Source organism: Pseudoalteromonas sp. Scap25 (genome assembly GCF_013394125.1).
Taxonomy (GTDB): domain Bacteria; phylum Pseudomonadota; class Gammaproteobacteria; order Enterobacterales; family Alteromonadaceae; genus Pseudoalteromonas.
In genome coordinates, this window is the sequence record NZ_CP041328.1 from 258,639 (window position 1) to 277,089 (window position 18,451).

Consider the following 18,451-nt stretch of genomic DNA (forward strand, 5'->3'; position numbering starts at 1 on the left):
CCTTCACAATTCCTAATATTATCAATCACATTGACGCTCTAAAGTACGACCTACAATTTAAAAGCGCGAGGTAAACTCCCGCCTACGGCAGGACCTAAAAATTTAAAAGCTTCGCTTTTCGCGCGAGCAAGCTCTGCGCCTACAAGCTAAAGCGCGACTACAAACTACTCTGCAACCACTTGTTTAAACCGCGCGAAGGTTCGCATGCTTTCATCAGCAATCATTACTTCGTAATCGGGGTTTTGAGCAATTAGCTCATATTGCCCATTAGGTAATTTATTAACTTTGCGCAGTAAATACTGCCCTTCCCCGCCTATATCATCTCGCTCTATTGCCACTATTTGGCCGCGTAGCGATCCGGCTCTATCGGACGTTATAAGCTCAAGTAGCAATAAATCACCATCAAGTATTGGATGTTTACCGCCATTCATTGAGTTACCCGATGCGTGTGCTAAAAAATGTACTTGCGGGTCGAGCTTCCCCGCGCCAAATGGCGCGTCCATCAATTCCATGTCGCTTTCATCCCCTGTTTTAAAATGCCCACAGGCTATTTTTATATTGGGGAAATACGGCAGCTTTAATGCATTATCTATTGATTTTAAGCTAACTTCGGGCTTAGCAGTTTGATTTAACTCAGGTTGTGATGCGTTTGGAAACGTAAACAACTCAGCAGTTGGTTTTGCTTGTTCGAAACTGTTTTTGCCAAGCCATAATTTAGCACTGCTTGATTCGGCTACCTGATACGCCCAATTGCTTACTGCAAGCGATTTATCAGCATCGCAATAAAAGTAAGGTTGCAGTTTATTAGTTATTTCGGCCTTATGAATATCAAGATTTTGTTCTAGCCAGCGGTCGCGGTGAGCAAAAGCTGCGAGGTGGTCTCGCTTATTGTTATTACAATCAGCATGCGCAGCAACAAAGTTATGTGCTAAGTCGTTTGGATAGCGCTTAAAAGGAATAAAGTGATCGATCTCTGGCGTTTTTTTAGTTTCTTTTTCGTTTTTTAGATTCATTGGCTTTTGGCAGTAAAAGCAAAGCCCGTTTTGAATATCTATCAATAGTGGAGTTACCACTTTTAACGCAGTTCTGTTACTGCCAAACAAGAACTCTTGTAGCTGGCTTTGCGATCCTAATAGTGTTTGATTCGCTTTTATAGTTTGTACTTTTTCTATCCATTCAGTAACACTAAGATGCACAACCAAATCGTAAAAACGCCTAAAACACTGAGCTATACCAGCATTTAAAACAATTCGCTTGGGCTCTCTGCCTTTACCTAAAAGTATATGGGGATATAAAAAACATTCTTCTTTACCCGAAAGTAACTGTAAGCGCCAAAGAGGGCCATCGATAAATGTTCGCCTAAGAGAACTAATTACTTGGTTATATTGTTGGTAGTTTTTGAATGCGTTGTAACTTTTCACACCTGCATTTTGTAGTTTGTAAATTTCGGTGATGAACTTTGCCTGTCCTTGGCTATTTTGCTTTAACAGCATATCTTCAGTATTAGTAATAATATCGGTAGAGTGCGCAGCGTAAGGCATTGAGTGGTTCCAATAAAGTTGAATAAATTTATCGACTAACGTGTCGATTTTTATTTCCATTGGCGCACTCTGATCTTCATTTTGCTGTTCTACGCAGATATCAGCAATAGCATGTAATAGTGCATATTTATACGTTGCGGTGAACTCTCCCTCAACCAGCATGCGCTGAATATAGGCAATAAAGTCGAGTTGTTGCTGCATTGCGCCAATCATAAAACCGGCACTGCTTTAATTAGGGCATTTAGCCATACTTCGCTTTCGCGCTCTGGGCGTTGGTCAACCGTTTGCCATTGTTTTAGTATTTTAAGCTCGGTGTGCTGGGTAATTAGCGCGGTTAGGCCATCTTCATTTAAATCGGTAAATTCGCGGCCGTTATTCACGCGCTCTTGCGTGCCGTATTTAAACGACACATACAAAACACCGTTTGGTTTTAGGGCATTTTGCAGCTTTAAAAACACCTGCGGTAACTCTACTTTTGGCACATGCAATAAACTGGCGCAACACCAAACGCCGTCGTACATATTTGTACAACTAAGCTGCTGAAAGTTTTTAACCTCTACAGTTTGTTGTAAATAATTACTGGCTAACTTTGCAATATTTTCGCTTGCATCAAACGCGCTAACAGTAAAACCTTGCTGTTTAAAATACATGGCGTCGCGGGCACTGCCACAGCCAGCATCTAAAATATGGCCATGTTTAGGGATAAGCGGTAAAAACTCAGCGTAAAGCGCCGACATATCAACATTGAGCGTTGAGTCGCTAAAAGTTTGTGCATGTTGATTATAGTAATTGAGTGTTGTAGTAGGCACTAAACTCACCGCTCCTTGGTTTATTTATTAATCTGGCATTCATTTATAACTAATCTACAGGATCATAATTAATAAATACAGAGATAAGAGCAATATTACGCCCTAAGTAGTATGTTTTCATTACAAAAAAGCATTGTTTAACTGCACTAAACTCATATTGTTTACACTTTTACCTATTAACTCTACATCTTTGAAAATATTAAAGTTATATGAAACATGATTGTTATTTACCCTGCAATCTAACGGCTTGAATAAACGCTTATTCAAGCCGTTATAAGCTATCAAGCGTTAAGTTAGTGTCGACCCCTTAAGTCCCCGCATTTGTTTTTACTGGGCTACCTGCACTGCGCGCTCTTTATTTATTACAAGCGGGATAAATCTGCCAGCTAGTGTATACTTAGTTGTAGTCATTCTTTAGAGTAATAAAATGCTAAGACTCGCTTTTGTTGTATTACTAATAATTGGTAGTTTTAAGGTATTTGCCTGTGCCAAAACACTTAAAGTGGGTACTAATGAACGCAACTGGCCGCCTTATGTGGTGGCAGTTAATAACAATTTAACCGGCGTTGAGATTGATGTGGTAAATACGATTTTTAACAGCTCACCTTTTTGTTTAAAGTTTATGTTGCTGCCTACTTCTGCTCGTGCTTTTGAAGAGTTAAAAGAAGGCCGTATTGATATTGTTTTTGCAGCCAGCATAACCCCTGATAGACAAAGTTATGCCTATTTTAGCGATACTTATCGCGATGAAATAATGCGCCTTTATAAATATAGCGACTCTCCTGATATAAATAACCTAAGCGATATTTTTTATAGAGATTTAACGCTCGCTATTGGTCGCGGTAGTTATTATGGCGCAGCATTTGCGCAGTTTAAACAAAATCATCCTGCTCACGTTATTATGATGCCCACAGCCGACAAACGCTTTGCTATGCTTAGTAAAAACAGGGTTGATTATGCAATAGAAGACGAAGTAGCTGCACAATATTTTATAAACCAACATCCAAGCGTTAAGCCTGTTCCTAATATGGCGGCCATTAATAAGAGTTCGATTCATTTAATGTTGAGTAAAAAAACCATTAACCAAGTCGAGTTACAAACTATAAATGAGTTAATTAAGCAAAATAAAAGCAACATACACGCTATTTATCAGCGGTTATAGCTTTTAAGCTTTATTCTTTTACCTTTCATCTTTGGGCGTGGATCTGTATAATTCGCGGCCTATTATTTACTCTATCGCTTGTTTATTTATGCGGCACCTTGCTGCAGCTTAACCCTGCCATTAATTTTCTAGGATTACTTTTTTTGATCTCCACCGCAAATATTACGATGCAGTTTGGCGCAGAGCCGTTGTTTGAAAACATTTCAGCTAAATTTGGTAACGGTAACCGTTACGGTTTAATTGGCGCTAACGGCTGCGGCAAGTCGACATTTATGAAAATTTTAAGCGGTGCGCTTACGCCTAGTGCAGGTAATGTGTCTATTACGCCAGGGCTAAAATTAGGTAACCTAAGCCAAGATCAGTTTGCGTTTGAACAATACAGCGTAGTTGACGCGGTAATTATGGGCGACGTTGAGCTTTGGAAAGTAAAACAAGAGCGCGACCGTATCTACTCGTTGCCTGAAATGAGCGAAGAAGACGGCATGAAAGTGGCCGAGCTTGAAAGCATCTTTGCTGAAATGGACGGTTACACCGCAGAAAGCCGCGCAGAAGAAATACTACTTGATGCAGGTATCGATAAAGAATTTCATTATGGTTTAATGGCGAACGTAGCCCCTGGTTGGAAATTGCGTGTGCTGTTAGCACAGGCACTATTTGCTAATCCTGACATTTTGCTACTAGATGAGCCAACCAATAACTTGGACATTCATACTATTACGTGGCTTGCGAATGAGCTTAACCAACGTAAATGTACCATGATTATTATTTCCCATGACCGTCACTTTTTAAACTCGGTATGTACGCACATGGCCGATATTGATTACGGCGAGCTGCGTATTTACCCAGGTAATTACGAAAAGTACCTTGAAGCCTCGGGCTTGCAACGCGAACAGTTATTAGCTGAAAACGCGAAAAAAAGCGCTGAAATAGACGAGCTGCAAGACTTTGTTAACCGTTTTGGTGCTAATGCCTCTAAAGCAAAACAAGCCAGCTCGCGCGCTAAAAAAATGGACAAAATTAAGCTTGATGAAGTTAAAGCATCAAGCCGTATGAGCCCGTCACTGAGCTTTGACGAAGGCAAAAAAATGTATCGCCAAGCGCTTGAGCTAACCAAACTTGGCCATGGGTTTGACGGTGAAACGTTATTTACCGGCGGCGACTTATTGCTTGAAGCGGGTGCAAAGCTTGCGGTTATCGGCGAAAACGGTGTGGGTAAAACCACCTTTTTACGTTGTTTAGTTAACGAGCTTGAAAGTTTACACGGTGAAGTTAAATGGTCAGAAAACGCGACCTTTGGTTACTGCCCACAAGACAGCAGCAAAGACTTTGATAACGACTTAACTTTATTTGATTGGATGTCGCAGTGGCGCACTGCTAAACACAACGATTTAATGGTTCGTGGCATGTTAGGGCGTTTATTATTTACCGCAGACGATTCAAATAAAAAAGCGCGTAACTGTTCAGGTGGTGAGAAAAACCGTCTGTTATTCGGTAAGTTAATGATGCAAGACGTTAACGTACTAATAATGGATGAACCAACAAACCACATGGATATGGAAGCCATTGAAGCGCTTAACAATGCGCTAAAAGATTTTAAAGGCACGCTTATTTTTGTAAGCCACGACCGTGAGTTTGTATCGTCACTAGCAACGCGTATTGTTGATATTAAAGACAAGCAAGTGATTGACTTTCAAGGTACGTTTGACGAATACCTGGCAAGCTGCGAAGAAAACAAAGTAGCTTAAGAGCTAGGTTAAAGAAATAGCCTAAACCATTTTAAAAGCGGTGCTTGTTTAAGCGCCGTTTTTTTGTGTCTGTATTTCGGGGTTCGGGGTTCGGGGTTCGGGGTTCGGGGTTCGGGGTTCGGGGTTCGGGGTTCGGGGTTCGGGTCGGGGTTCGGGGTTCAGGGTTCGGGGTTCGGGGTCGGGGTCTGGGGTTCGGGGTTCGTCGGGGTTCGGGTTCGGGGTTCGGGTTCGGGGTTCGGTTCGGGGTTCGGGGTTCTGGGGTTCGGGGTTCAGTTCGGGTTCGGGGTTCGTCGGTTCGGGGTCTGGGGTCGGTTCGGGGTTCAGTCGGGGTTCAGGGGTTCGGGGTTCGGGTTCGGGGTTCTGGGGTTCAGGGTTCGGGGTTCAGTTCGGGGTTCGGGGTTCGGGGTTCGGGGTTCCATGGTTCAGAAGACGGCATACGAGATTACTACGCGTCTCGTGGGCTCGGAGATGTGTATAAGAGACAGGCAAAGAAAGGCTGTGTTTTTTTGCTCATTTGCACTCATTCTTTGCTCTTTGTGCAAATAACTTTTAAGTGATTTATTTACCACTGAAGGTTATGAGGCGCTGCATTTTGCCCGCGTCTCGCAGCCCGTTGCCCGTTGTCTTCTCATTTACTCTCATTCGCTTCTCTGTGTTCAAATAGCTTTTAGTGAATTATGCACAAAGAGGGCTATGAGGCGCTGCGCTGAAAGAGTAGGTTAAAGGATAAAGGTTTCAGATTTTAGCACTAGCTCGCGCCTCGCGCCTCGCAGCCCGTTGCCCGTTGCCCGTTGCCCGCAGCTCGTAACTTTCAAATAATAAAAAAAAGGAGCATTACTGCTCCTTTTTAAATATTAAAAAGGTTTATTTAATATCAAACCTATCGGCGTTCATTACTTTTACCCATGCATTTATAAAGTCGTGTACAAAACGGGTTTTGTTATCGTCTTGAGCATAAAACTCTGCTAATGCACGTAGGATTGAGTTTGAACCAAACACTAAATCAACCCGCGTAGCCGTGTATTTAGTTTTACCGCTTGCACGGTCAACTATGTTGTACTCGCCTTTACTTGCAGGTTCCCAGCGGTTGTTCATGTCGGTTAAATTAACAAAGAAGTCGTTACTCAGTACGCCTACGTTGTCGGTAAATACGCCATGCTCACTATTGCCATAGTTAGTGCCCAGTACGCGCATACCAGCTAGTAACACGCTCATTTCTGGCGCGGTTAAGCCCATTAATTGGCTGCGCTCCAGTAATAGCTCCTCGGCGGATACAGCGTAGTCTTTTTTCAACCAGTTTCTAAAGCCATCATGAATTGGCTCTAATGGCTCAAATGACTCTGCGTCGGTCATATCATCAGTTGCATCGCCACGCCCTGGGGTAAATGGTATGGTTACATCAACTCCGGCCTTTTTAGCAGCTTGCTCTACTGCAGCGGTGCCGCCAAGTACGATTAAATCAGCCATACTAACAGGCTTAATTAAACTCGATTGCAGTGTTTCAAGTGCGCTAAGTACCTTGGCTAAACGCGCAGGCTCGTTACCTTGCCAGTTATTTTGCGGAGCTAGGCGAATACGGGCGCCATTAGCACCACCACGGTGATCGGAGCCTCTATAAGTACGTGCGCTGTCCCATGCGGTATTAATTAAGTCGGTTTCACTTAATCCACAATTGAGTAGCTTCGCTTTTAAGTCGGTTATTTCAGCGTCGCTTAAGGTGTAATCAACCGTTGGAATTGGGTCTTGCCAGATTAAATCTTCGCTTGGTACATCGGCACCTAAATAGCGCGATTTTGGCCCTAAATCACGGTGGGTTAACTTAAACCATGCGCGAGCAAATACGTCAGTAAAGTACTCAAAATCGTCATTAAAACGCTCAATAATTTTACGATATGCGGGGTCGAGCTTCATTGCCATGTCGGCATCGGTCATTATTGGGTTTAAACGAATTGATGAGTCTTCCACATCAACGGGTTTATCTTCTTCTTTAATATTAACCGGCTCCCACTGATGAGCACCGGCAGGGCTTTTTGTTAGCTCCCATTCGTAATTGAGTAACAATTTACAATAGCCGTTATCCCATTTAGTTGGGTAGGTTGTCCATGCGCCCTCAATACCTGAGGTCATGGTATCGCGGCCAATGCCACGGGTTTTATGGTTATTCCAACCAAGGCCTTGCTCATGTACGTCGGCAGCTTCTGGCTCTGGGCCTAAGTTTTCTTCTTTACCATTACCGTGAGTTTTACCAACAGTGTGGCCACCAACGGTAAGTGCTGCGGTTTCTTCGTCGTTCATGGCCATGCGGGCAAAGGTTTCGCGTACTTGATCTGCGGTTTTAAGCGGATCGGGCTTGCCATTAACCCCTTCTGGGTTTACATAAATTAAGCCCATTTGTACTGCTGCTAATGGGTTTTCCATGGTATCGGGTTTATCAACCTGGGTATAACGCTCATCACTAGGCGCAAGCCATTCTTTTTCTGCGCCCCAGTAAACGTCTTTTTCTGGGTGCCAAATATCTTCTCGTCCGCCAGCAAAGCCAAAGGTTTTAAGTCCCATTGATTCATACGCCATATTACCGGCTAAAATCATCAGATCAGCCCATGAAAGCTTATTGCCGTATTTCTTTTTAATTGGCCACAGCAAACGGCGAGCTTTGTCGAGGTTAGCATTATCAGGCCATGAGTTAAGTGGAGCAAAACGTTGATTACCCGTACCGCCACCGCCTCGGCCATCCGCTAAACGATACGAGCCCGCAGCATGCCACGCCATACGGATCATCAGGCCACCATAGTGCCCCCAATCGGCTGGCCACCACGGTTGGCTTTGAGTCATTAAATTTTTTAGGTCGGTTTTAAGCGCCTCTAAATCCAATGAATTAAAAGCGTCGGCGTAATTAAAGTCGTTATCGTAAGGGCTGGTTTTACTATCGTGCTGATGAAGAATGTCTAAATTCAGTGAGTTTGGCCACCAATCTGTATTGGTGTTTTCAGTTGTGGTATTACTGCCATGCATAACCGGGCATTTACCCGCTTTAGGATTATCCATATTGAGCTCCTTTTTAAGTATAAATAAAAACGCCCATGCTTACTGCTTTTGGTATTCACCAGTTGGGAGCGCTGTTATTTTATTGCCATTAAATGAATGACGTGTATGGTCTCTACTTATTCAATATACGTGTAGCTGCTTTGATACGCTAGAGCAAGGCGATGCTTTAAAACGATTACAATCATTTATAAATATGATGATGCTGCCAGCAAATGAATATTAAAACTTTTTATAAATTAGATGATCGTTATTAAAAATAGCCACGTAATGTATGCTGAAGGGTTTGAAAGTGACTTAGGTTATCTTAAGTGCACAGTGGAATACCCCCCTTCGCCATGAAATTATAGTTATAAAAGGTGTATAAATTATTTATGCACCTTTATTTCTTCCCTATTTTTAACTATTTGAATTTAGTTAAGTAAAAATTCAGGTAGTGACACATACACTAGGCCCTATCTCCTATTGTTCCCTGAGATGTTGATGTAGTTTTTTCCAGCCCACCTTGGGCTGGTTTTTTTTGCCTATAATTACTGCCACCCAAGTTAATACCAGCTTCCCTATACTCACCCTAGTACCAATGATGTGCGCATGTTAAAGTTAGCGAAGCGATTAATTAATTTTTTAACTAGGCATATCAATGCGTTTTTATTTTTTACTATTTATTGTTTTTATAGGTGCTTCATCTGCAGTGCAAGCTGCTGATAAAAACACTGCAACCTTGGATGAGCAACAGCAACGTGAATTAGCACAGCTAAAAGAACCGATGTACAAGCCATTACTTGAGCGTTATATTCTCGACGAATTGAAGTCGGTACGCCAAGATCAACAAAAACTGCGTGAAGACTTAACCAAACAGGTCACTCATGCTCAGTTAGACACCGCCGATCGGGCGCTAACTTACACAACCGACACGATTAACAATGTATTTTTTATTATCACCGCCACCGCTTCTATTTTAGTATTGGTGGGCTGGAATTCATTACGTGATGTAAAAAATAAAGTAGAAGATATAGTAAACACTCGAGTTAGTGTTATTACTGACGAGTACGAAGACCGCTTGAAAATTTTAGAAGAAAAACTGCGAGTTCGCTCTGAAGAAATACTCAGTAACCAAGAACGTATATCGATCACCAACGAAGTTCATTCGTTATGGATGCGAGCCAACCTAGAAAGTGATATTGCTAATAAAATTGAAATATTCGATGAGATTTTAAAACGTAAACCAGAAGATGTAGAAGCCATTGCCTACAAAGCGGATGCATTATTAGAGCTAAATGAGACTGAGCAAGCTATTGAGCTTTGTAATCAAGCTATTGATATAGACAGTGATTATGGTTACGCCTATTGGCAAAGAGCCTGTGCGTATGCTTTAACCCATGAGCATGCAGATGCTCTAGCTGATATAAAAATGTCGCTTGAGTACTCGCCTAACTTGCGAAACGAGCTACTTCACGAAAGTGCTTTTGCCAGCCTACATGATAACGAAAGCTTTAATGCTATTGTTTCAAATGAAGCCTAGCGTTTAAAGTATAAATCTATTGATTTAGAGAGCAGCTCGTCGAGCTGCTCTTCAAAGTCTTCTATGTCAATTTCAAAATGATTTAAGTACGCTTTAGCCTGCACCTGAGATAAATTGCGGTTTTTAACGCTATATTGGCGCTCATCTTTTTGCTTGTCGTATCGGGGTAAAAATAATAACTGCGCATAATAAGGCGATTTAATGTGCTTGTTCGCAAAGCGACAAAAGTCTTCAATGTGGTCTACGCCATCAGGGCCTAAACAGCCTGGCTCTACTCGATACATTACGCGAATTTTTTTCTCGTCACTTAGCTGCATAATTAATAATTACCTAAAAAATAAAACTCTAACCACTTTACCATCTTTGATCTGATAACTTGAAATAAGCTCTGAACGTTTATCTATAACGTTCGCATCCGTTGAACAGGTTTCTGATAGCTCATGGTCTATTACAATGTCACCATGCACAATACGCTTAATTGGTGATGAGCGCAGACACTTAAGTTTTTTAAACATAATGCCATAACGCGCTATTAGTTTTTCTTTGCCTTTAAATAATAGCTCATTCGGGAAAATATAAAACTCAACATCTTCATCATACATGCGAATAAATTCTTCAATGTTACGCGCGTTGTAAGCGTTTACTAATTGCTCAACAACAGCCAGTGACTCGCGAGACTGTTTTGCTTTGGCTTGTTGCCTTGCTGTGAGTGCTTCTTTTGCTTGTGTTACTGCTTGCTCAGCTTGCGCAACAGCCTGTGCTTTATCAGCTTTACTATTAGGCTGCTGTGCGGGCTTTGTTGATTCACTGCCCAGTACTTGAGAGTCATCTGCTTTTACTTTCTCAACAACCGGCTTTTTTGGTGTATTAGCCTCTTGGCTTAATGTATCAAGCGCATCTTGTTGCTGCGGTGCGTTTTTTTGCTGTGTTTGTTTAGTCTCGTCCAGCTGTGTTGATTGCTCTATAGCATGACTATTTAACGTGAAAGCGGCCAATAAACAGGCACAAATAATAAATAAAGATTTCATGGATTTCCTAAGTACAAAGACTAAATGCAATTAAAGCGCAACATAGCAAATTTTAGGCCTCTGAGATAGTTATTATAACGTTATAACTCACTACCAATACTGCTCAACAGTGATATGCCCCGGCTCTTTTCGGCGATTACGCTTATAGTTTTGAGCCAATAATAATTCTGTGGTGTCTTTAACCATTTGCGGATTACCACACAACATAAATTGCGCGTTATTTGGTGTGGCGCATAATCCAACGTGCTCATATAAAGCGTTGTTTTCAATTACTGTGGTAATTCTACCAGCTAAGCCCTGTAAAGGCGCCTCACGGCTAACAACCGGAATATAGTTGAGTTGACTAGTGTATAATCTTTTTAGTTTGCCAATAAGCTCCTGATAGCTTAAATCGCTATTTTTCCGTACCCCATGCACTAAATTTATGTGTTGATATTTTTGCCATACTTCGCTCTGCTGTAGCATTGATAAAAATGGCCCAATTGCTGTGCCTGTACTCAGCATCCACAATTGCTCACTTGCTGGCACTTCATCTAGAGTAAAAAAACCAGTTGCTCGGCGCTCTATTAATACGGTGTCACCTGGTTTGAGAGTGGCTAAATGAGAGGATAGTAAACCATCAACCACGTTAATGAGGTAAAACTCTAAATCAGGACTTTGAGGGGCGTTAACATAAGAGTAGGCGCGAGCTATACGTTTATCACCGTCCATAATAGAAAGCTTTGTAAATTGTCCTGCTTTAAACGGCTCTACATCAGCGTGAACGGTTATGCTAAATAACGATTCATTCCACCATTTGACTGACTTTACTGTCGCATCAATCCAATTAGACATAGTTACTCCAGAGTTTAAGACGTGTTTTAGCTATCAGCTAAAACTTTAAAATTGTTCATTTTAAAGGCAAGCTTTATAACTTAAACATTAGCATTAAGTTATAAATTCTGACAGGGAAATAAATGGGAACACAACGGGCTTCGGGCTACGGGTTTCGAGTATCGAGCAACGAGCTAGTGCTAAAACCTGAGATCTTTAATCTACTCTTTCAGCGCAGCGTCTCTTTGCCCTCTTTGTGAACAATGACCTTGCGCGGCATAAAGCTCCGCCTACAGTAAATTTAGAAGTTAACCATATCAGTAGGCGGGAGTTTACCTCGCGCATTTGTGTTTAATATCCTAGACCTGACGCGATATAAAATCGCTACTACGAAAGGCACTTACTGCTAAAAACAATTTTTCACCACAGAGGGTTCCGAGGCGCTTTGCGCTACACAGAGGTGGATTGGTATTTTTTAAGCATTTCTCTGTAAACTCAGTGTTCTCGGTGGTAAATATTTTTTAATTAATGACCTTGCACGGCATAAAGCCCCGCCTAAAGTAAATTTAGAAGGTAACCATATCAGTAGGCGGAAGTTTACCTCGCGCATTTTAATCTGACATCTAAAGTCTAATTTCTTGTTTAAACACAGAGAAGTGAATGAGAGTAAATGAGAAAACAACGGGCTTCGAGTGACGAGCTGCGAGCTAGTGCTAAAACCTAGGAACATAAAGCTCGTAGCCCGTAGCTCGAAGCTCGCATCAAAATCTCAGGCATAAAAAAAGCCGCATAAAATGCGGCTTTGGGGGTTTAGTCTCACTTCACTTTGGGCGTGTCTCCAAAACTTAGTGAATACGTTACCAAGGAACTGTTATATTTAACCTGAACTCTGGATAGTAAATCTCTTAACCAAAGTTCAGGTTATTTAGTTAATTAAATTGACTCTAGGGCAATTTTAACCATTTCGTTGAACGTGGTTTGACGCTCATCTGCAGGTGTTGCTTCGCCGGTGATCACGTGATCGCTTACGGTAAATAATGCCATTGCTTTTGCGCCATATTCTGCTGCTACGCCGTATAGGCCAGCTGTTTCCATATCAACAGCAAGTACACCTAGTTTGTCTAGGTCTTTGTAGAAAGTGTCGTCTGCTTGATAGAAAGTATCGGTAGTAAATACGTTACCTACTTTTGCATCAATGCCTAAATCTTTAGCCGCATTAACGCCGTTTAAAAGTAAATCAAAGTTAGCAATCGCTGCAAAGTCAGTACCACGAACGCGGGCACGGTTCACGTTAGAATCTGTGCTTGCACCTTGTGCAAAGATTACATCGCGAATTTTAATATCGCTGCCAATACCACCACAGGTACCAATACGGATAATATTTTTAACGCCAAAACTAACAATAAGCTCACGAGCATAAATTGACATTGAAGGAATGCCCATGCCAGAACCCATAATGCTCACTGGCTTACCTTTGTAAGTTCCAGTAAAGCCGTACATGTTACGTACGCCGGTTACTTGCACTGCATCATCTAAAAAGTTTTCAGCAATATATTGTGCGCGTAGCGGATCGCCTGGCATTAATACTGTTTCGGCAAAATCACCTACGTTTGCACTGATATGCGGAGTACTCATTGATTGTTTTCCTTTTGTTTGGCTAAAAGCCCTATTACTTTAAAAATATAGTAGCGTATTTTTAAATTACTTAACTGTATTTAGCTTATCGACAAAGCCATCACCATACTCTAACGCTTTTAGGTTAAACCATTGCGCAAGTGTTTGACCGATATCAGCAAAGCTATTGCGCTCACCCAGTGGCGTGTTGTTCATTCCTGGCTGATAAGCAATAACTGGCACATACTCACGAGTGTGCTCTGACCCTGGAAAGGTAGGGTCACAGCCATGATCGGCGGTGATCATTAATAAATCATCTGGCTTTAATTGCTCTAAAATAGTTGGTAAGTAATCATCAAACTCTTTTAGCGCTTTAGCATAGCCAACAGGATTTCTGCGATGGCCAAACTTTTCATCAAAATCAACTAAATTGGTAAAAATTAAACTGTGATCCTGCGCAGTTGCCATCACTTCACTGGTTTTTTCTAGCAAGTTCATTAACCCTGGTGCTTTATGCTTTTGGGTAATGCCTTGGTGCGCATAAATATCTGAAATTTTACCAATACTAATGACTTCGCCACCGTCTTTTGCAAGTACATCAAGCAATGTTGGCGAAGGCGGTAATACTGAATAATCACGACGATTACCGGTTCTGGCAAAGTCTTGACTATTTGAACCCAAAAATGGCCGCGCAATCACTCGTCCTATATTCATTTCATCAAGCAGCGCCCGTGCGATTTCGCATACTTGATAAAGCTTCTCTAGGCCGAATGATTCTTCATGCGCGGCTATTTGAAACACACTGTCAGCTGAGGTGTAACAGATTGGTTTACCTGTTTTTACGTGCTCTTCACCTAGCTGCTCTAAAATGGTGGTTCCCGATGCATGGCAATTGCCTAAAATGCCCGGAATACCTGTACGAGCAATAAACTCGTCTACAAATTCTTGTGGGAAACTCGGTTGTGTTTTTGGGAAATATCCCCAATCAAATAACACCGGCACGCCAGCCATTTCCCAATGTCCCGATGGCGTATCTTTTCCGCTTGAAAGCTCTTTTGCATAACCCCATGCGCCTTGTGGCTCATTGCGATCAGCAATTAAACAGGGTTCTTTACCAGCGGCTTCACATGCATCTACTAACCCTAATTTTGAAAGGTTAGGAAGCGAAAGCTTGCTGCCAGTTTCGTCATAATATGCCTTGAGTAAATGTGCGAATGTATTAGCACCTACATCACCGAATTTATCTGCATCGGGTGCTGCGCCAATTCCTAAACTATCCGCCATTAAGATAATTGCTCTTGCCATTGTGACCTCACATCTGTTCTAGGTGGTTACTTTATCCGCTCTTCGATTTTTCCGTACAGGACATAAGTCCTGTTTCATAAAACCTAAACATTATAAATTTGCACTCTTAAGCGAAGCAAAAGAGATTAATCGTGTCTTTTTTGCTATTGTGATCTACCAACAATATATCCTTCTGTGTGGGTGAGAACTTTAGTGACACGAACTATTATAGCTATTGCAGGCGCATCGGCGTCCGGCAAATCTCTATTTAGCCAAACAATATACAATGAATTGGTGAATGAGCTTGAACCAGGCGCTATCGCCATTATTGAAGAAGATGCTTATTACAAGGATCAATCGCATTTGCCGATGGCACATCGTACGCAAACGAATTACGACCATCCTGATGCATTTGAACACGAATTAATGCTTGAGCATTTAACACAACTTCGTAATGGCCACTCAGTTGAAGTACCAACTTATGATTATGCCCAACATACACGCAGCGATAAAACACGCCGTGTGGCTTCGGCTAAAATACTCATTGTAGAAGGTATTTTATTACTGAGCGATAAAGCACTTAATAAAGAATTTGATATTAAGGTGTTTATAGATACACCGCTAGATATTTGTTTAATGCGCCGAATGCAGCGCGACATGGAACAAAGAGGCAGAACATTACAATCTGTTGTTGAGCAATATCAAGCAACTGTTAGACCGATGTTTTATCAATTTATTGAGCCTTCAAAGCATAACGCTGATTTAGTTGTGACTCGAGGCGGTATGAATCGCGTTGCGATTGATATTATAAAAAGTAAAATAAAATACATTTTACAAGAATAACAACGGGAAACGTTTGTATGACAACATTTATGAGCTTAGTAGGCATGATGGTGCTACTAGGCATTGCCTTTGCGGCTTCAACTAACCGCAAAGCAATTAGTTTAAGAACCGTTGGTATAGCGTTTGCTATGCAAGTCGTTATTGGCGGTTTTGTTCTGTTTTTTGAAGCAGGCAAAAATGTATTAACAAGCATGTCAGCAGCTGTTTCATCGGTTATTGGTTATGCAAATGACGGTATTGGGTTTTTATTTGGTCCGCTAGCGTCGCAAGATACGCTTGGTTTTATATTCGCAATTCAAGTATTGCCGGTTATTGTGTTTTTCTCAGCGCTTGTAGCTGTTTTATATCACTTAGGCATTATGGATTGGATAATTAGAATTTTAGGCGGTGGTTTACAAAAGCTTTTGAAAACCTCGCGTACAGAATCGCTTTCAGCAACGGCCAATATTTTTGTGGGCCAAACTGAAGCACCGCTAATAGTTAAGCCATTTATAGCAACAATGACTAAGTCTGAATTGTTTGCAGTAATGGTAGGTGGTTTAGCCACTGTAGCAGGCTCTGTAATGGCCGGTTACGTAATTATTGGTGTAGACCTTAAGTATCTTATTGCGGCAAGCTTTATGGCGGCGCCAGGTGGTTTTTTAATGGCAAAAATGATTGTGCCAGAAACAGAAACTCCTAAAGATAACTTAGCAGATTTAGATTTAAGTGATGATGATAAACCAGTTAATGTAATTGATGCAGCAGCATCAGGCGCAGCTAACGGCATGCATCTAGCACTTAACGTAGGTGCAATGCTACTTGCCTTCGTGGCGTTAATTGCTCTACTAAACGGTTTATTAGGCGGCGTTGGTGGGTGGTTCGATTACCCAACATTGACGCTTCAAGAAATATTAGGCTATTTATTTGCTCCTGTTGCATGGTTACTCGGTGTACCGTGGGATGAAGCAATTATAGCCGGCAGCTTTATTGGTCAAAAGATAGTAGTAAACGAGTTTGTTGCTTACTTAGACTTTATAAATTATCGCGATACGTTAAGTGCTCACACGCAAGCAATTGTTACTTTTGCATTGTGTGGATTTGCTAACTTATCATCGATAGCCATTTTACTAGGTGGATTAGGCGGTATGGCGCCTAGTCGGCGAAAGGATATCGCACGCTTAGGGCTCAGAGCAGTGTTAGCAGGATCTATGGCTAACCTTATGAGCGCAGCAATTGCTGGGTTTTTCCTCTCGCTAGCTTAGAAACTTAAAGAGATGATCCATCTGTTGCAAAACAATAGGATAGCGCTTTAAGGGGTTAAAGCACTATCTGACTTGAACGATACTTCACCAAGGGCCGCAAGGCCCTTTTATCGTTTTAGCACCTCTACTTTCTAAATCCTCAACAACTCGCCCCCCAAAATTATGCTTTGCTTAACCTTCATCCACGCACTCCTTAGCCATCATTGCACTTATACCAATCCGCAATAATACTTAATCATTTTGCGGGGCTAAACGTGTCGCTACCTGTGTTAAAAAATTCTCATTTAGAACAACTAAATAGCGAATTTTTTGCCTAGCTATCAACTCGTTTTTCCAGCCTCAAAATAGACCACTTAATTAAGCGAATTGGTATTACTAAAAAATATGAACAACTGTGTAACTGCAGAAGCATTTAATTGTCAGCCCTTTATAAAAGGCGCTTGAGAGTGCGAAGTTAACAAGGATGAATGGCTGTGAAGAGGTAATATAGGCATTATTAAGCGGGAACTTTTTGAGCTTTTCCGCGCTTGGCCGATCTAAGCTTTAATTTTTTACATAACGGTTAATGTAAGGTTCATAGCCAGACTCTGCTTTAAGTTGCTTTAGAGCTTGATTAAAACGTTCTACGATCACAGGTGAAGCAGCTGTATTAAAACCAATATAGTTGCCTTTAAGTTCATCTACATGAATTTGTTCGAGCTTCACTAAATCATCTCTAGAGTATCCAAATGGTTCAGTTTGATGGTCAATGGTAAAGTCAGATCCAATAATTAAATCGATGCGGTTTTTAAAAAACAGTCGCATAAACGAGTCAGTGTCGCTAAATAGCAATAAGTTTTTATCAGCTACAAACCCAAGTCGGCGCACCAGCATTTCATAAATATCGCCACGCACTATACCTAACGAATAGTTTTTAGCTTGGGTGATATCGTCCATCACAATATGTTCGCTGATTTTTAATTTATAAAAATAGGTTTGATTTGACACCAAGGGTCCAACCCATTGAAAAAGAGGTTCTCGCTCTTGCGTTTTTGCCAAAGAAATAATGGCTGACTGTGGGTTATTTTGCACTAAGTGGTAAGCGCGCTTCCAGGGTAGCATAATAAACTCGCACTTTAGTGCGGCACGGACACAGGCATCTTTTACTATGTCATGATTAATACCCGCCAATTGGCCAGCACTACTTTGAAAGTTATACGGAGGAAAACTTTCGGTATAAATAACCAGCTTAGGCTCAGCAGCCTGAATTTTTTGGCTAAATAACAGCACAAAAGCTAATAATATAAATTTATAGATACACACCCCCTGTGGTTTAAGTAATAACTTTAACCTAGAAAACTCGTAGAGACTATTAATTTATAACGCTGTTTGTAATGTTAAAATAGCAGATGACGTAAATAGCAATAAAATGACGGGAATATTAAAGCGGTGGTGGGATGTTCTTAAATTTTGGGCACAAAAAAAGCGCCTTAAGCGCTTTTTTTCATTTTACTTAAAAAGTAAAATTATAGAGCTGTGATGTTATCAGCTTGAGGACCTTTTTGACCTTGTGAAAGAGTGAACTCTACACGTTGGCCTTCAGCTAAAGTTTTGAAACCTTCGCTTTTGATTGCTGAGAAATGTGCGAAAACGTCTGGACCGTTTTCTTGCTCGATGAAACCAAAACCTTTAGACTCGTTGAACCACTTAACTGTACCTGATACGATGTTAGACATAGTATTATTCCTGATATAAAAAATTAAATTGTGCCCTAATGGGCGGTGTAGCAAAAAATGAGATGGTACTTAAAAACTTCAGGACGGTA

15 protein-coding genes are annotated in these 18,451 nt (G+C 41.3%); 5 read left to right on the plus strand and 10 right to left on the minus strand.

The genetic code is table 11. From position 1 onward, the window contains the following. Window positions 1-164: 164 nt before the first annotated feature. Window positions 165-1,754, minus strand: a complete 1,590-nt coding sequence (locus FLM54_RS16615) for a S24 family peptidase (RefSeq protein ID WP_178957016.1) — start codon at window positions 1,752-1,754, stop codon at window positions 165-167. Beyond that, complete coding sequence (locus tag FLM54_RS16620; RefSeq protein WP_075170353.1) at window positions 1,751-2,350, minus strand: class I SAM-dependent methyltransferase; 600 nt, start codon at window positions 2,348-2,350, stop codon at window positions 1,751-1,753. The genes FLM54_RS16615 and FLM54_RS16620 overlap by 4 nt, the downstream gene beginning before the upstream one ends. A 427-nt stretch (window positions 2,351-2,777) precedes the next feature. Here FLM54_RS16620 and FLM54_RS16625 point away from each other — a divergent pair, with 427 nt between their 5' ends. Together FLM54_RS16625 and FLM54_RS16630 are read left to right on the plus strand one after the other, a co-directional pair. After that, complete coding sequence (locus FLM54_RS16625) at window positions 2,778-3,512, plus strand: substrate-binding periplasmic protein (protein WP_178957017.1); 735 nt, start codon at window positions 2,778-2,780, stop codon at window positions 3,510-3,512. Window positions 3,513-3,655: 143 nt separating this feature from the next. Then, the gene (locus tag FLM54_RS16630; protein WP_076923146.1) at window positions 3,656-5,257 is read left to right on the plus strand and encodes an ABC-F family ATPase; all 1,602 of its coding nucleotides are present in this window, start codon (window positions 3,656-3,658) and stop codon (window positions 5,255-5,257) included. A gap of 864 nt (window positions 5,258-6,121) precedes the next feature. Here the strand turns inward: FLM54_RS16630 and katG are convergent. After that, window positions 6,122-8,302 (minus strand): catalase/peroxidase HPI, encoded by a 2,181-nt coding sequence (katG, locus tag FLM54_RS16635; protein ID WP_178957018.1) that lies wholly within the window; start codon window positions 8,300-8,302, stop codon window positions 6,122-6,124. A 637-nt stretch (window positions 8,303-8,939) separates the two neighbouring features. On the opposite strand from katG, the gene FLM54_RS16640 reads away from it, so the two are divergent. After that, window positions 8,940-9,821: a tetratricopeptide repeat protein gene (locus tag FLM54_RS16640; RefSeq protein ID WP_138606994.1), complete on the plus strand. Its 882-nt coding sequence runs from the start codon at window positions 8,940-8,942 to the stop codon at window positions 9,819-9,821. On the opposite strand, the gene FLM54_RS16645 is transcribed toward FLM54_RS16640, so the two are convergent. From FLM54_RS16645 to FLM54_RS16665, 5 genes are all read right to left on the minus strand, one after another. Further along, window positions 9,818-10,138 carry a hypothetical protein gene (locus FLM54_RS16645; protein WP_008112665.1) on the minus strand — a complete coding sequence of 107 codons (321 nt, stop codon included), beginning with the start codon at window positions 10,136-10,138 and terminating at the stop codon, window positions 9,818-9,820. The genes FLM54_RS16640 and FLM54_RS16645 overlap by 4 nt on opposite strands. Window positions 10,139-10,147: 9 nt before the next feature. Then, the gene (locus FLM54_RS16650; protein ID WP_178957019.1) at window positions 10,148-10,849 is read right to left on the minus strand and encodes a nuclear transport factor 2 family protein; all 702 of its coding nucleotides are present in this window, start codon (window positions 10,847-10,849) and stop codon (window positions 10,148-10,150) included. A 90-nt stretch (window positions 10,850-10,939) separates the two neighbouring features. Further along, window positions 10,940-11,683 carry a ferredoxin--NADP reductase gene (locus FLM54_RS16655; RefSeq protein ID WP_178957020.1) on the minus strand — a complete coding sequence of 248 codons (744 nt, stop codon included), beginning with the start codon at window positions 11,681-11,683 and terminating at the stop codon, window positions 10,940-10,942. A 912-nt stretch (window positions 11,684-12,595) separates the two neighbouring features. After that, window positions 12,596-13,297: a purine-nucleoside phosphorylase gene (gene deoD, locus FLM54_RS16660; RefSeq protein ID WP_008110728.1), complete on the minus strand. Its 702-nt coding sequence runs from the start codon at window positions 13,295-13,297 to the stop codon at window positions 12,596-12,598. A gap of 66 nt (window positions 13,298-13,363) precedes the next feature. Continuing rightward, window positions 13,364-14,581, minus strand: a complete 1,218-nt coding sequence (locus FLM54_RS16665; RefSeq protein ID WP_138609256.1) for a phosphopentomutase — start codon at window positions 14,579-14,581, stop codon at window positions 13,364-13,366. Window positions 14,582-14,773: 192 nt separating this feature from the next. Between FLM54_RS16665 and udk the strand changes: the two genes are divergently transcribed. Together udk and FLM54_RS16675 are read left to right on the plus strand one after the other, a co-directional pair. Further along, window positions 14,774-15,403 carry a uridine kinase gene (udk, locus tag FLM54_RS16670; protein WP_008110733.1) on the plus strand — a complete coding sequence of 210 codons (630 nt, stop codon included), beginning with the start codon at window positions 14,774-14,776 and terminating at the stop codon, window positions 15,401-15,403. Between the two features lie 17 nt (window positions 15,404-15,420). Beyond that, complete coding sequence (locus FLM54_RS16675) at window positions 15,421-16,647, plus strand: NupC/NupG family nucleoside CNT transporter (RefSeq protein WP_138609254.1); 1,227 nt, start codon at window positions 15,421-15,423, stop codon at window positions 16,645-16,647. Window positions 16,648-17,190: 543 nt separating this feature from the next. On the opposite strand, the gene FLM54_RS16680 is transcribed toward FLM54_RS16675, so the two are convergent. Next, the gene (locus FLM54_RS16680; RefSeq protein WP_256872146.1) at window positions 17,191-17,916 is read right to left on the minus strand and encodes a substrate-binding periplasmic protein; all 726 of its coding nucleotides are present in this window, start codon (window positions 17,914-17,916) and stop codon (window positions 17,191-17,193) included. Window positions 17,917-18,152: 236 nt separating this feature from the next. Beyond that, the gene (locus FLM54_RS16685) at window positions 18,153-18,362 is read right to left on the minus strand and encodes a cold-shock protein (RefSeq protein ID WP_008467029.1); all 210 of its coding nucleotides are present in this window, start codon (window positions 18,360-18,362) and stop codon (window positions 18,153-18,155) included. Window positions 18,363-18,451 lie beyond the last annotated feature (89 nt).